This is a genomic window from Trichocoleus sp. FACHB-90 (assembly GCF_014695505.1).
GTDB lineage: Bacteria > Cyanobacteriota > Cyanobacteriia > Cyanobacteriales > FACHB-T130 > Funiculus > Funiculus sociatus.
Genome location: NZ_JACJOK010000075.1, coordinates 1 through 14,119, shown reverse-complemented (window position 1 = coordinate 14,119; position 14,119 = coordinate 1). Strand labels below are relative to the sequence as shown.

The following is a 14,119-nucleotide window of genomic DNA, read 5'->3' as shown; positions in this document are numbered from 1 at the left end:
CAGGGAAACAGTAGCAAACCTGACCAGCCGACGAAGACGAAGCGATCGCGCTTTAGCCAGTCGTCTACGGAGTCAAACCAACCCCGTTCGTTAGTAGCGCGTCCGACTGCAATTGTCATTTCAAATCCTCTTACTATTGCTTCAACTCGGAGGAATTAACATTTTTTTTTGACACCGCCCACGCTAGAGCGCATTGGGCTTTTATAGAGAATTTTGTCTAGTGTCTGTCTTCAATAGACAAACTAGCTTTATTTCCCCGCGTGTCAACTTTGACTAACCTGTTGCCCTGTTGTCAGGTTTCAGGCTACTGTTATTTGGCAATTATGCGCTTTTTCCTCCAAGACTAAATCGTTGGGGTATGAGCGCGTGTTCTCTATGATAAAAAAATATCAGAATTTTTACAATCTGACACGTAATTCTCATTAATCCCTGCCAAAGTCAAATTATTCGCATCAATAGCATAAATCCCTGTTTTCGCTGGATAATCTGAATCAGACCGATCTTAAAAATCTTGCCTTGACAACTCTGGCTCTGTTTGGAGCTTTATTTCATGACTGCACCGACAACAACCACTCCTTCCCGCGTTCTCCGTCAAAAAGTTTTAGGCTCTCGCCGCTTGAGTAACTACTGGTGGGCAACCGTAGTCTCCGTAGGCGCTACTGGCTTCCTGCTGGCTGGAATTTCTAGCTACCTGAAAGTGAATCTGCTGCCCTTTGCTGACCCCACCCAGCTAACTTTCATCCCCCAAGGAGTAGCGATGGGTTTCTACGGCATCTGCGGTTTGCTCCTAGGGATCTACCTGTGGCTAGTCATCATTTTGGACGTAGGCGGCGGTTACAACGAGTTTAATCAAGAGACAGAATTCGTTCGGATCTTCCGGTGGGGCTTTCCAGGGAAAAACCGCCAGATTGAAATCACCTGCCGGACACAAGATGTGCAAGCAGTTCGAGTGGAGATTAAAGAAGGACTTAACCCCCGTCGAGCGATTTATCTGCGCGTCAAGGGACGCCGAGATATTACTCTGACCAGAGTAGGTGAACCGATATCCCTGTCAGCTCTGGAAAATCAGGGAGCAGAGCTGGCTCGTTTCTTAGAAGTGCCAATCGAAGGTCTATAAATATCTTGGTTGAGCTAACCCATATCTGCATAAGATGATTCAGTAGCTCCGGCTACACAATTAGGGGAAGTGAAAATGCAGATACAACTTCGTCACTGGTTAATATCACTGTTTATGATTGGGGGACTGATATTAGGAGGATGTGCCACACCACAGGCTGCTTCCTCGGACTCTACCAATTTAGCGACTGAAACGACCACCACACCTGCCACTACAGCGAGTAGTCCAATGAGCAATTTGCCCCGCCTAGAAGGTAAAGCCACCGTAGTTATGACGGTTAATGGCTCGCCGATTACGATTGAAGTCGATGGAACTAAGGCCCCAGTTACAGCGGGGAATTTTGTAGATTTAGTCCAGCGCGGTGTCTACGATGGTCTGGTGTTTCACCGGGTAGTACGGGAACCGCAACCCTTTGTCGTCCAAGGTGGCGACCCACAAGGTAAAGACCCTAATTTCCCGACAGAACGGCTGGGAACGGGTAGTTTTATCGATCCAACAACGAATCAAGCGCGTTACGTTCCTTTGGAAATCACGCCGAAAGGGGCAGATAAGCCCGTCATCGGTCAAACATTAAAGAGTGCAAGGGTTTCGGCTGTACCAGAATTGCGCCATACTCGCGGTGCTGTGGCTATGGCTCGTTCATCTATGCCTGACTCAGCTTCGTCGCAGTTTTACTTTGCTTTAGCAGATTTACCATTTCTGGATGGCGATTATGCTGTATTTGGCAACGTCACTCAAGGGATGGATCTGGTTGACAAGATTCAGCAAGGCGATCGCATTGAATCAGCTAAAGTAACCAAGGGTGCCGAAAACCTGAAAAAATAGCTAATGGCTAATAGCTAATAGCTTTTCAATGGTGGAAGTTGTTGTCACTGGAATTGGTTTGATTTCAGCTTTGGGTACAAGCTTGGAGTCCAGCTGGCAACAGCTAATATTGGGTAAATCTGGTATTCAGCTGCATCAACCTTTTGGGGAACTTTCCCCGCGTCCCTTGGCGCTGATAGGCAAACAACCAGCCCAGTTAGAAACTTTAACTGGGCTGGTTGTCGCTGCGGCCTTGCAAGATGCTGCTTTGGTTGCACCCTTGCCTGATTGTGGCGTGGTAATTGGCTCTAGTCGCTCTCATCAGGCATCTTGGGAGAAATTGGCGCGGGAGTTTTATCGGACAGATCCCCCCCAACCCCCCCGTGATCAGGGGGGGCTAGGAAAGCAATGGTTGGAGGCGCTGCCGCATATGAATGCGATCGCATCCGCCAGGTCTATCGGGGCAACAGGCGCGGTATTGGCACCAATGGCAGCTTGTGCAACTGGAATTTGGGCGATCGCGCAAGGCTTCCACTTGATAAAATCTGGGCAGTGTCAGCAAGTCATTGCTGGGGCGGTGGAAGCCCCAATTACACCATTGACCCTGGCTGGATTTAAGCAGATGGGTGCTTTAGCCCAATCTGGCGCTTATCCTTTCGACCGACACCGAGAAGGATTGGTCTTGGGAGAAGGGGCTGCTGTCTTGGTACTTGAATCAGCGGATTTAGCAAAGCGACGGTCAGCACGGATTTATGGTCAAGTGCTGGAATTTGGCTTGACAGCAGATGCTTATCATGCTAATGCGCCAGAGCCTGGAGGGAAAAGCGCGATCGCGGCTATCAAACAATGCTTAGAACGCAGCCACCTTTCCCCATCTGACATTGATTACATTCACGCCCACGGTACAGCTACCCAGCTAAATGACCAAAACGAAGCACAGCTAATTAAGAAGTTGTTTCCCCAAGCAGTTCCAGTTAGTTCCACCAAAGGAGCCACAGGTCATACACTGGGAGCATCAGGAGCCTTGGGTGCAGCTTTTAGCCTGATGGCATTGCAGCATCAAATTTTACCGCCGTGCGTCGGGTTGAAAGAAGCTGAATTTGATTTGAATTTAGTTACAGTGTCGCGTCCGGCTGAGATTCGGCGGGTGCTTTGTTTTAGCTTTGGTTTCGGAGGACAGAATGCGGTGGTAGCATTGGGTAAAATGTAGCCACGCCTTTAGGCGTTGGGCTATACGAATGAAGCCTACCTTCGCACGCTTTATAAAATTTTTTATAAGGTGATTTCCCATCCCAGTCAGGGATTAGGGATTTTTGGTGATGGTGGCTTGGTTGCGGATGTAGTTAGTTACTTGATCGATGTTGTGGCGACTAACTTTAAATGCACTATAACCACCTTGCCATTTGAAAATTTTTTTAGTTTTATTTCATTGGTAATTATATGGGAAGAACTGCCTTTAGCTTTATTCAAATACAGTCAATGCGGGCGGGAAATCAGTTAATAGGTAAACATGAGCTGCTACGCCGCCAATAGCAACTACCTTGCATTTTAATTGATCGCACTGGCTAACAAGTGCTGTATAAATTACCTCTTGAACGTCTGATGTAACCAGCGGTAATTTATCCCAATTTACCCAAACAAAGTGTAGATACAACTACGTAAAATTTCTGTGCATTTTCCCTGTTGTAAGAATGCCCTCGCCCTGAAGGTTTAGGGTGAGGGCAAAAAATTTGTATAAAAATAAACAAAAAAAATAGGGTGTATGCCACCCTAAAAACTCTCTACAAATATTTAACTGGCGATTACTCTAAAAAAGGCAATTTACACCACCTATTGCTTTTTACCTCTAACTAGCCAAACGTTCTGGCGTTTGAGATTGCAACACAGATACCAAATGCTCCACGCCTCTTTGTAGATGTCGCGTCACCGTCATCGGGCTGACACCGATGCGTTTAGCCGCTTCTTTCCGGGGAAGATCGCGTACTAACACTAAATCAATAGCCGCCTTAGTTTTGTTATCCAGATGGCTCATCGCGCCTTCCAGTTCTTGCCGTTCTTCTTCTTGATATTGCAAGCTTTGATAACGAGCATCAGGCAGCGTTTCTCCCAACGTAATCTGAAAATCAAACTGTTGATAAACGATAGTATCTAAACTTAGTGGTCGGCAGTTTTGAGTCGCTACTTTACTTTCATTCCATTCATCTAGCGATACTTTGAGTGCTTCGGCAATTTCAACTTCTTTTGGCGAACGCCCCAAAGTTTGTGCCAAATCTTTACGCGCTTTTTGTCCTTCTTGCTGGAGATCCTGCCAACGACGAGGCATTTTCATCACGCCGCCCTTGTCGCGCAAAAAATGTAGCATCTCACCGCGAATGTAAGGAACCGCAAAGGAACTAAAAGCATAGCCTTGATGAGGGTTGAATCTCTCAATCGCCCGCATCAAACCGAGATAGCCGAGTTGTTCCAAATCTTCATAAGGTTCAGAACACTGATAGCTGACTCGGTGAGCAATTTTCCTCACCAGTCCCATATTTAACTCCACCAGTCGATTGCGAACTTCAACGGATGGATGTCTATAGTATTTAATTAAAAGTTCCATCGAATCGGAGCTGCAAGAAGGTTGAGTCGCCATTGTCAAAGCCTCTGTAATACCAGCCCGTTTAGGAAATTGGGCGATCGCTAAATCTTTTTCGTTTCACCTGAACTTATTTTCTTTAGAGGCGGAGCTACACACCATCGTTGGATTACGGAATTCACAGAGGACTTCCTCCCAAATGTCAGCATATATACGTAAATTTCGCCTTGGTTCCGTCGGAGCTTGTCTATAGGCCTGTCTATGGGTAAATTTGTGCATAGGCTCAGCGAGGCAGCAATCTAAATCTTTATTAGGGATGGACATGAAATTAGGCTCTTAAAACAAGCCGCGAGATCCTGGAGTGGGAACCCAGTAGCAGAAGACTTAAGGTCTACGCCACAATTGAATTGGAAGGTAATCCTTTTTTGTAAATTATTGGTTTAGTTCTGAGGAAGTCCCATGAGTAACACCAGCAACTTCCGTCAAGCGATACGTGAGGCTAAAAATCACGCGCTCGTTGGCCCCAATGTGATTGCCAATGCCCTACCCTACGTAGGCGCTGGACTTGTTTTAACCGCACTTGGCAGCTACGGGGGTCTTGGCGTTCTCCGTTCCAATCCAGAGATATTCATGCCAACCTTCTGGGTGGCGCTGATTGCAGAATTTGCTCTCTTCTTCGTTGCCCAAAACGTTGCCGCAAAAGGTAACAAGAGCGTTGCTCTGCCGCTTTTGGCTACCTACAGCCTGCTGTCTGGCTATACCCTGAGTGGGTTGTTGTTCATCGCGTTGAGGACATCTGGAGTCGGTTTGCAAGGAATTGGTTTTGCTGCTCTCGGTTGCGGCATTACCTTTATTGCAGCACGGCAGATTGGTTCTAACCTGTCTGACCAAGACGGCATGGCTTTGACTAAAACTGTACAGCTAGGCATCATTGCCCTAATTGTTGTGCTAGTGGGTCAGCTGCTGTTGTCCTTCTTTGGTGTCTATACACCCACCTGGCTAGAAATTGCCATTTCTGGCATTGGCGTGTTTTTGTTTGCAGGTGCTGCTGTGGTGGATTTCTACATCCTGCCGCGCACCTACCGCAACGATGAGTATCTGCCTGCCGCTTTGTCGATGTATTTAACGTACATCAACCTGTTCATTTTCATTTTGCGCTTGATGATCGCGCTCAATAGCCGCGATTAATAGGCAAAAGGTTACGCGAACTAAAATAAGCTTGAAACCGTGGCTTAAATATCAAAAGCTACGGTTTTTTCTTATACATAGAAAGTAAAGACTCCAGCTAAGATCGAAAAGAGTGCAACTTTACTACCAAGCGCTCATCGGAAAAAGCTCGAAACAATGATTGAACTACTAGACATTAAACGAGAAGTCGAAACGTTGTGCGATCGCCTGGGTAAAACTCAGGACTATCTTTGACGTTCCTGCATTGACTGCTAAAATTCAAGACCTGGAGCAATTGGCAGCTCAACCGGAATTTTGGGATGACCAAACTGCTGCACAGAAAACTCTCCAAGAACTCAATGACCTAAAATCCCACTTACAGCAATTTGAGGATTGGAAAAACAATCTGGAAGATGCTAAGGCTGTCGTAGAACTGCTGGAGTTAGAAACTGACACCGCACTCCTCGCGGAAGCGGAAACTAACGTTACCAAGCTCAATCAGGAACTCGACCGCTGGGAGTTGCAACAGCTGCTTTCTGGTACATACGACCAAAGCGGAGCAGTGCTAAGTATTAACGCTGGTGCAGGCGGTACAGACGCTCAAGACTGGGCGGAAATGTTGCTGCGGATGTACACCCGTTGGGCAGAAGATCGCGGCTACAAAGTCACCTTAGCGGAAATATCGGAAGGAGATGAAGCCGGGATAAAGTCTGCCACTTTGGAAATTGACGGGCGTTATGCTTATGGCTACCTGAAGGCAGAGAAAGGAACTCACCGACTGGTGCGGATATCGCCTTTCAACGCCAACGACAAGCGGCAAACTAGCTTTGCTGGGGTGGAAGTGATGCCAACTCTGGATAAATCGGTCACTTTGGACATTCCAGACAAGGATTTGGAAATCACTACTACCAGAGCTGGTGGCAAAGGTGGGCAAAATGTCAACAAAGTGGAAACGGCGGTGCGGATCGTTCACATTCCCACTGGGATTGCCGTGCGCTGTACCCAGGAGCGAAGTCAGCTACAAAACAAAGAAAAAGGTCTTGCTATCCTCAAGGCTAAGTTACTGATTGTTGCCCAAGAGCAACGCGCCAAGGAAATTGCCGACATTCGCGGCGATATGGTGGAGGCAGCTTGGGGCAACCAAATTCGTAACTACGTCTTCCATCCATACCAGATGGTAAAGGATCTGCGGACGGGGGTGGAAACGACTGCGATCGCTGATGTGATGAACGGCGAAATTGACCCGTTCATTGAAGCTTATCTGCGCCAAGAAAATCAGCTGGCTTAAAAAAGGCAATCAAGTGTAGGTGTAGGCTTCTCGTTCCCAGGCTCAGCCTGGGAACGCTCACAAGAGACGTTCTGCCTCCCCAGTTGATCGTGAAAGGTGACTGCCTCACTTCGGCATTCCCCGGCTCACTCTGGAAGATAAGTAGACAATCCCCTTAATAGATAAACAAACTGTTACATTTAGGGAAACAATGGTTTCTCACTCTTTGACCTTAAGTAAACGCTTCTCATGAGCAACCCATCCTCACCGTCGCCAGTGGCACAACAAAATTCAGAAAACTTGCCAGAATCGCCAGCAGCTTCGACCGAAGCTAAACCCAGCTACGTTAAACTGGCAATGCGAAACATGGTGCGAAAGCGGGGTACTTCTTTGCAACACTTCGCACTGACAACCGTTGGTTTGTTGGCTGTTCTGATTGGTTTGTCCTACATTACTCGTTAACGACAAGTTAGACAAAAGTGCAAGTTGAAGTCAGCGTACAAGATTGTTTTTTCTCTTCCAGTGCATCTGCTGCTGTTGACAACTCATTTAGTAGCGCCGCAGGCGAAGCTATCCCGGAGGGAATCGCCCCGGAAACTTGGGAAATCTGGTTTTATCGCTGGATGGAAAGTCTGCACCCGGATATTCCACCAGCGGATGCTTACGAACTGAGTCTGCGCCTCACCGACGATGAGGAAATGCAGGCGCTTAATTCTCAGTACCGTCAGCAAAATAAACCGACAGATGTGCTGGCTTTTGCCTCCTTAGAGGTAGACTGTCCTCAACCAGTCGAATTAATGGAGGATACGCCTCTGTATCTGGGGGATATCGCGATCTCTGTGGATACGGCAATTCGCCAGGCTCAACAACAAGGACATCCATTAAAAACCGAGCTAGCTTGGTTAGCTGCTCACGGCTTGCTACATCTTCTCGGCTGGGATCATCCCGATGAAGATAGCTTAAGTGAAATGTTAAATCAGCAGGAAACTTTACTTCAGATTGTTGGTCTTGATATCCAGCTGAATTAGATCCAACAGCCGCAAGTTGTAATATTCTAGGTTGATGCAATTGTTCGTATCCCGGATTGGAGTTTCCCGGTTATGAAGCTGGATCAATGGTTAATTTCCTTTAGGCAAGAAAAAAACGCTGCCATGCCTCAAGAACTTTCAACACCTTCGATTAACTGCTCTGATGTGGTGAAACCAAACCGGGATTTATCTTGGCGAATTGCTCCCAACTTACTGATTAGTTTTAAATATGCTTGGGCTGGACTCCGATATGCCTTTGTTACCCAGCGCAATTTTCGCATCCATGTAGTCATAGGTACAGGAGCGATCGCTATATGTGTCTTTTTGCATCTCCAACCCGTGGAAATGGCGGTGATTGGCTTGACAATTGGGCTGGTGCTGGCAATGGAATTATTAAATACCGCGATTGAGTCGGTCGTTGACTTAACGGTTAAGCAGTCCTACCATGAACTTGCCAAAATTGCCAAAGACTGTGCCGCTGGTGCTGTTCTGATTTCAGCGCTAGTGTCAGTGTTGGTAGCCACTTCGCTAATGCTACCCCCACTTGTAGCTTTGATTCAGTCGGCGCTGCGCTAAAAAAGTGCTGAGGATTGAGCCAAGAAGGAGTGATAAAGTTTGATTATCGTTATTGATAACTACGACAGTTTCACCTATAACCTAGTGCAGTACCTGGGAGAGCTGGGCGCACAACTGCCTGTAGCGTCTCAGATTCAGGTATATAGAAATGACCAAATCTCTCTGGAGCAAATCCGCCTTGCTAAGCCAGATGGAATCGTGATTTCTCCTGGCCCAGGCCGTCCAGAAGATGCTGGAGTTTCCCAACAACTAATTCAAGAACTAGGCTCCGCTGTGCCAATTTTAGGGGTTTGCCTGGGCCATCAAGGTATTGGTCAGGTTTTCGGTGGTGAGGTGGTTTCTGCGCCAATGTTGATGCACGGAAAAACTTCTCCCATCCATCACACAGATACGGGCGTGTTTAAAGGATTAGACAATCCTTTTACCGCTACCCGGTATCATAGTTTGGTGATTGACCGCCAAACCTGCCCAGATGTCCTAGAAATTACGGCTTGGGTGGAGGATGGCACAATCATGGGCGTTCGGCATCGGAACTATCCGCATATTCAGGGCGTCCAATTTCATCCAGAGAGTATTTTGACGACTTCAGGAAAACAGTTGTTGCGAAACTTTCTGGAATCACTTTAGAAGCTAATAGCTAATAGCTAATTGTTGATTACTATTGACTATTAGCTATTAATAAAGAACTAATGACTAAGGACTAAATCTTGATGAAACGGCGACAGTTGATCCAGTATGCTGGGGCGGGCTTGCTTGCAGCTTTAGGAACAGGCTTGGCTTCTGGATTTGAAAGTTATCAGGCCCAGACATCTGGTGATTCACTTTCTATTAAGTGGCTGGGGCATACCAGCTTTTTGTTTACTGGGGGCGGCAAACGAGTTCTGGTGAATCCCTTTCAGAATTTGGGCTGCACATCTGGCTATCGTTCATCTAAGGTGGCGGCAGATTTGGTGTTAGTCAGCAGTCTATTGCTTGATGAAGGCGGGGTGGAAGGGCTGCCGGGGAATCCGAAATTAATCTACGAACCGGGAGCTTATCAAGTTGATAATTTAAAACTTCAAGGTATTAGCATTAGCAAAGACCGCGAGGGCGGACGACGTTTTGGGACGAATGTGGCTTGGCGTTGGACGCAAGGGGGAATAAATGTTCTGCATTTGGGGGGTGCGGCGGCACCGATTGAGATTGAGCAGAAAATTCTCATGGGGCGTCCTGATGTAGTGCTGGTTCCTGTGGGCGGCGGTGCGAAAGCTTACACGCCGACGGAAGCAAAGCAGGCGATACAAGTTCTCAATCCGAAGTTGGTGATTCCGACCCATTACCGGACGCAAGCTGCCGATCCTGCTAAGTGCGATATTGTGGCTGTGGATGAGTTTTTGGCATTGGTTGATGGGATGCCGATACGTCGTGTTGGTGACACGCTGACGATTAAGCCAGGAGATTTGCCGAGTAATGGGAGCGCGATCGCATTGATGAGTTATAAATTTTAAATTACATCCTCGTTCCCCGCCTCAGCCTGGGAACGAGAACTACTCGTTAATGACTGAATAAAGTTGATTAAATTTCTCATTGGGTAACAAACCCCTTGGATCTAACGATAAATTTTCTTTGATACGGGTGACAAGATACATATCGATGTCACCTTTATTTTTTGCATCGATTTTCCCCCGATACTCGCATTCAAAAAAATCTTTGATTAACTGAAAAGTTGTTTCGGAAATATTAATGCCTCCGGGAACACCAGATGATTCCATTCTGGATGCAGTATTAACAGTATCTCCCCAAACATCATAAGCAAACTTCTTGTGTCCGATTGCACCTGCTAATAATGGGCCTGAGTGAATGCCGATGCGAATTTCCCAGTAGGGATGATTGTTTTGAATTTTTTCTTGTCGCCGCCATTGCATAAATTCTCGAATTTGTAAGGCGGCTAGGGCGGCATCAATCGCATGGGTGCGGTTGGGAGTGGGGATTCCGCCAACACACATATAACTGTCACCAATTGTTTTTAATTTTTCTAGATTCTGTCCTTCAGTTACCATATCGAAAGCAGAAAAGCAATAATCTAGTTCATCTACTAATTCTTGGGGTGGCAGTTGTTCGGCTAAGCTAGTAAAGTTCTTGAAGTCGGTAAATAGAACTGAGGCGGATTCATAATAAACAGGTTTTACTCTGCCTGTGCTTTTGAGTTCATCAGCAACACCTGCTGGCAGGATGTTTAATAGTAGTTGGTCAGATTTGCGTTTTTCTGCCTCTAGTTGAGCATTTAGCTGATTTAACTCTTCAAAGCAGTTGGCGTTGCGAATTGCTGCTGATACTTGCAAAGCTAGTAAATAGCCGATACGCAAATCTTCCAGGGTGTAAGCTTTTGCTGAAGCGGTGGCAAAGTTGATTGTACCCATGACTAAAGAGCGATCGCTTACCAATGGGATAATCAGCTGCGAGGCGTAGGGTGCTAAAAAAGCTGCCGTTGAACCTTCTTTAATTAGTTGGGATTGACCCGTTTTCATGACACGCCCCAGAGGACTATCCTCTGTGACGCTAGCCGCGTCCAATTCCACAGGAGAACCAAACAATGTCACCAGACGGCAAGAATTGCTATGACAGATGTAGACGCTACAATGCTCAAAATCTAGCAACCATTTGGCTTGTTTGCCTACGACTCGCAAAATCTCATCTAGATTAAGGGAACGATTGATCGCTGTGGCAATTTCATTCACTGCGGCGATGCGGCTGGATAGGGCTTGGGTTTCAGCCAGTAGACGGCGGGCTATCAGCAGCAGTGGTTCCCGTTCTTGCTTTTCCAGCCCGTTCGCATTCATGGAGTTGGGAAGATAGGGTGATTGTAAATTTATAATGAGTCGATTTCCAGGGCGATCGCGTCCGTATATCGGTTTATGCTGGTGAATAAGTCAGCTGTGCCAATAATCTCGAAAATTTCTGACTCGTCTAACCCCAACGAACGCAACTGCTGGTAATCTGCATCAGTTAAATCGTGCGGTTTGGTGGCGGCTTTTAAGCCAAAGGTGATTACGGCTTTTTCACGGGCTGGTAACGGACAAGCAGCAAAGTCTGAAACTAACGTCTTGAGGACTTCTTCACTCATCCCCAAGGCTGATAATCCATGCAGATGAACGTTTAAGGCATAGGGACTATTATTGGCTTGGGAGATGGCGACCCCAACCATTTCTTTGAGGGTGCGGGGTACGTCTCCCCGGAGGATAGTGGCGCGAAACTTTTTCCAGTTGGCTTCTAATAAGTCGGGATTGATAGCCATCGATTTGAAAATGTTGGGAACGATGCCAAACCCTAATTCTGTTAAGATTTCGTCGTAAACTTCCTTAACTTTTAAATCGGTTACTTCATCTTGTTCCTTGATGGGAAAGTGAGCCATTGGTGCCTCTCGTGTTTGGTTATGTGGGTGTAAAATGATACACAGAAGTGAAATCTTTATTTAAGACTTACCCTGATCTCCAGTTTTCGCGCCTTACAAAGCCTGGACAGGATAATTCTGCTTATTAGTAGTTGCACCCGCAAATAACACTCTGTTGTCCTCAAGGCAGAACAGGGTCGCTCAGACAATGCTCTGTATTATTAATTATGAGCTAATTTTTGTTGAGATAGATTACTGTATTTGAATATTAGATAAGGAATGAACCGATAAAATAAAAAGATATAATTCCTAAAACTAATAGAATTAAGGTTATGCAAGCAGAATACCGCGATCGCCGCCAGCAGTTGATGGCAAAAATTGGCAACGGAACGGGCATATTCCGTAGTGCGCCAGTGGCTGTTATGCACAACGATGTCGAGTACACTTTCCGGCAGGATAGTGATTTTTTTTACTTGACGGGGTTTAATGAACCGGAGGCGGTGGCAGTTTTAGCACCACACCACGCTGAACACAAGTTTATTCTCTTTGTGCAGCCGAAAGAACGCGAGAAGGAAGTTTGGACGGGATATCGGGTTGGTGTGGATGCAGCAAAAGAATTCTATGGGGCTGATGAAGCTTATCCGATTGCGGAACTTGATGAGAAGCTGCCCCAGTATTTAGAAAAAGCCGATCGGATTTATTATCATTTGGGACGCGATCGCGCTTTCAACGATACGATTATCAAACACTGGCAGCGTTTAATGGCGGGTTATCCCAAACGCGGTACGGGGCCAATTGCCATTGAAGACACAAACCCCGTCCTTCATGCAATGCGGCTGGTGAAAAGCCCCGCCGAGTTAGAATTATTACGCCGTGCGGCTGATATCTCAGTAGAAGCACATAACCACGCGCGGGAGTTCGCGCAACCGGGGTGTTACGAGTACGAAATTCAGGCGGAGATGGAACACATCTTCCGAAAGCGGGGTGGGATGGGGCCAGCTTATCCCTCAATTGTTGCCTCTGGCGCTAATGCCTGCGTGCTGCACTACATTGAAAACGATCGGCAGATGCAGGATAATGATTTGCTGCTGATTGATGCGGGTTGTTGTTACAAATATTACAACGGGGATATCACCCGCACTTTCCCGGTTGGGGGCAAATTTACGGCAGAACAGAAGATACTTTACGAGATTGTATTAGAGGCGCAGTTACAAGCGATCGCGCAAGTTCAACCAGGCAATCCTTATAATTTATTTCACGATACAGCAGTGCGGGTGCTGGTAGAAGGTTTGATGGATTTGGGACTTCTGGCGGGTGATATTGAAGAAATCATCAAAGAGGAGAAATATAAACCTTTTTATATGCACCGTACCGGACACTGGCTGGGGTTAGATGTCCACGATGCAGGTGTTTACAAGCACGGCGAGGAAGTCTGGCAAAGTTTGCAACCCGGTCATGTGCTGACAGTGGAACCGGGACTTTATATTGGACTTGATGTGCAACCTGTCGAAGGACAGCCAGCGATAGATGACAGGTGGCGCGGGATTGGTATCCGGATTGAGGATGATGTTTTAGTCACTGAGTCAGGACATGAGGTTTTGACACAAGCAGTGCCTAAATTGGTGGACGAATTGGAAGCGTAAAGAGAATTCGGTTTCTCGTTAAGAGTCCTCTTTCATAGGACTGGTAAAGGATTTCAGTTCTTTTTTAATCGACAAAGAGACAGACGAGATCGCCCTTGTCTCTACATACATTAAAATGTATGTAGAGACAAGGGCGATCTCGTTCCTACATCTGGAAAATTGATTCCGGGCGGGTCAAGTATTTTGGCAATAACTCTTTTGTAGATGTAATTTGGAAAATAATGCAAGCTTTTTAAATTCTCTAGAGATATCTTCTATTTAAGGCTATTTATATCTAAGTCAAGTAAAATAAATTGCATTAAAATTGGCGCAACCCGCTCGTAATATATTCTATTTAGGGGAAGATATTATGATTATTAAGTGGATGAAGCTAGTAATGAATAATAGTAAATAAAAATTTTTAGGCAATCAAGGAGGTTGAATATATGCTTAATTATCGTACTAGGATTTACACAAAAATACGGCTCTACCGAACATGGTATGTAAAATAAACTGAAATTAGCTGGCAAAATGCCAAGTCAGAAAACTTCTTAATTTGAAATTGTTGAAGTTTCTAAACCCATAACCTCTTC

General features: G+C 46.2%; 16 protein-coding genes and 1 pseudogene. 12 read left to right on the top strand and 5 right to left on the bottom strand.

From position 1 onward, the window contains the following. A pseudogene (locus H6F74_RS22405) lies at nt 1-119 on the bottom strand (photosystem II D2 protein (photosystem q(a) protein)); the annotation flags it as partial. Between the two features lie 431 nt (nt 120-550). Between H6F74_RS22405 and H6F74_RS22400 the strand changes: the two are divergent. The 4 genes from H6F74_RS22400 (at nt 551) to H6F74_RS30175 (ending at nt 3,422) form a co-directional block, all read left to right on the top strand. Then, a complete protein-coding gene (locus H6F74_RS22400) occupies nt 551-1,117 on the top strand; it encodes a photosystem I assembly protein Ycf4 (protein WP_190444372.1) in 567 nt (188 codons plus the stop codon). A gap of 75 nt (nt 1,118-1,192) precedes the next feature. After that, nucleotides 1,193-1,942: a peptidylprolyl isomerase gene (locus H6F74_RS22395; protein WP_190444371.1), complete on the top strand. Its 750-nt coding sequence runs from the start codon at nt 1,193-1,195 to the stop codon at nt 1,940-1,942. A gap of 28 nt (nt 1,943-1,970) precedes the next feature. Next, nucleotides 1,971-3,131 carry a beta-ketoacyl-ACP synthase gene (locus H6F74_RS22390; RefSeq protein ID WP_190444370.1) on the top strand — a complete coding sequence of 387 codons (1,161 nt, stop codon included), beginning with the start codon at nt 1,971-1,973 and terminating at the stop codon, nt 3,129-3,131. Nucleotides 3,132-3,146: 15 nt separating this feature from the next. Next, nucleotides 3,147-3,422 (top strand): hypothetical protein, encoded by a 276-nt coding sequence (locus tag H6F74_RS30175; RefSeq protein ID WP_242022306.1) that lies wholly within the window; start codon nt 3,147-3,149, stop codon nt 3,420-3,422. Here H6F74_RS30175 and H6F74_RS31155 read toward each other — a convergent pair. Together H6F74_RS31155 and H6F74_RS22380 are read right to left on the bottom strand one after the other, a co-directional pair. Continuing rightward, nucleotides 3,384-3,575 (bottom strand): transposase, encoded by a 192-nt coding sequence (locus H6F74_RS31155; protein ID WP_199301524.1) that lies wholly within the window; start codon nt 3,573-3,575, stop codon nt 3,384-3,386. The two genes, H6F74_RS30175 and H6F74_RS31155, sit on opposite strands and share 39 nt — an antisense overlap. A gap of 192 nt (nt 3,576-3,767) precedes the next feature. Continuing rightward, nucleotides 3,768-4,553 (bottom strand): RNA polymerase sigma factor SigF, encoded by a 786-nt coding sequence (locus H6F74_RS22380; RefSeq protein ID WP_190444369.1) that lies wholly within the window; start codon nt 4,551-4,553, stop codon nt 3,768-3,770. Nucleotides 4,554-4,955: 402 nt separating this feature from the next. Between H6F74_RS22380 and H6F74_RS22375 the strand changes: the two genes are divergently transcribed. The 7 genes from H6F74_RS22375 (at nt 4,956) to H6F74_RS22345 (ending at nt 10,021) form a co-directional block, all read left to right on the top strand. After that, on the top strand, nt 4,956-5,684 hold the full coding sequence (locus tag H6F74_RS22375) for a Bax inhibitor-1 family protein (RefSeq protein ID WP_190444368.1): 729 nt from the start codon (nt 4,956-4,958) through the stop codon (nt 5,682-5,684). A gap of 159 nt (nt 5,685-5,843) precedes the next feature. Further along, nucleotides 5,844-6,951, top strand: a protein-coding gene (gene prfB / locus H6F74_RS22370; protein WP_190444373.1) for a peptide chain release factor 2 whose coding sequence is annotated in 2 segments (ribosomal slippage) — nt 5,844-5,915 and nt 5,917-6,951 — 1,107 coding nt in all. Because the reading frame shifts where the segments join, the coding sequence is not laid out codon by codon here. 228 nt (nt 6,952-7,179) lie between these two features. Continuing rightward, nucleotides 7,180-7,392, top strand: coding sequence for a DUF3285 domain-containing protein (locus H6F74_RS22365; RefSeq protein WP_190444367.1), 213 nt, complete (start codon nt 7,180-7,182; stop codon nt 7,390-7,392). A gap of 17 nt (nt 7,393-7,409) precedes the next feature. Beyond that, nucleotides 7,410-7,958: an rRNA maturation RNase YbeY gene (gene ybeY, locus H6F74_RS22360; protein WP_190444366.1), complete on the top strand. Its 549-nt coding sequence runs from the start codon at nt 7,410-7,412 to the stop codon at nt 7,956-7,958. 123 nt (nt 7,959-8,081) lie between these two features. After that, nucleotides 8,082-8,534: a diacylglycerol kinase family protein gene (locus tag H6F74_RS22355; RefSeq protein ID WP_190422884.1), complete on the top strand. Its 453-nt coding sequence runs from the start codon at nt 8,082-8,084 to the stop codon at nt 8,532-8,534. A gap of 39 nt (nt 8,535-8,573) precedes the next feature. Then, nucleotides 8,574-9,161 carry an aminodeoxychorismate/anthranilate synthase component II gene (locus H6F74_RS22350; protein ID WP_190444365.1) on the top strand — a complete coding sequence of 196 codons (588 nt, stop codon included), beginning with the start codon at nt 8,574-8,576 and terminating at the stop codon, nt 9,159-9,161. Between the two features lie 83 nt (nt 9,162-9,244). Beyond that, on the top strand, nt 9,245-10,021 hold the full coding sequence (locus tag H6F74_RS22345; protein ID WP_190444364.1) for an MBL fold metallo-hydrolase: 777 nt from the start codon (nt 9,245-9,247) through the stop codon (nt 10,019-10,021). Between the two features lie 39 nt (nt 10,022-10,060). Here H6F74_RS22345 and H6F74_RS22340 read toward each other — a convergent pair whose 3' ends face one another. Both H6F74_RS22340 and H6F74_RS22335 read right to left on the bottom strand, forming a co-directional pair. Further along, nucleotides 10,061-11,353: an adenylate/guanylate cyclase domain-containing protein gene (locus H6F74_RS22340; protein WP_190444363.1), complete on the bottom strand. Its 1,293-nt coding sequence runs from the start codon at nt 11,351-11,353 to the stop codon at nt 10,061-10,063. 29 nt (nt 11,354-11,382) lie between these two features. Beyond that, a complete protein-coding gene (locus tag H6F74_RS22335; RefSeq protein ID WP_190444362.1) occupies nt 11,383-11,925 on the bottom strand; it encodes a peroxidase-related enzyme in 543 nt (180 codons plus the stop codon). A 311-nt stretch (nt 11,926-12,236) separates the two neighbouring features. On the opposite strand from H6F74_RS22335, the gene H6F74_RS22330 reads away from it, so the two are divergent. Further along, complete coding sequence (locus H6F74_RS22330) at nt 12,237-13,547, top strand: aminopeptidase P N-terminal domain-containing protein (RefSeq protein WP_190444361.1); 1,311 nt, start codon at nt 12,237-12,239, stop codon at nt 13,545-13,547. The last annotated feature ends 572 nt before the right edge of the window (nt 13,548-14,119 follow it).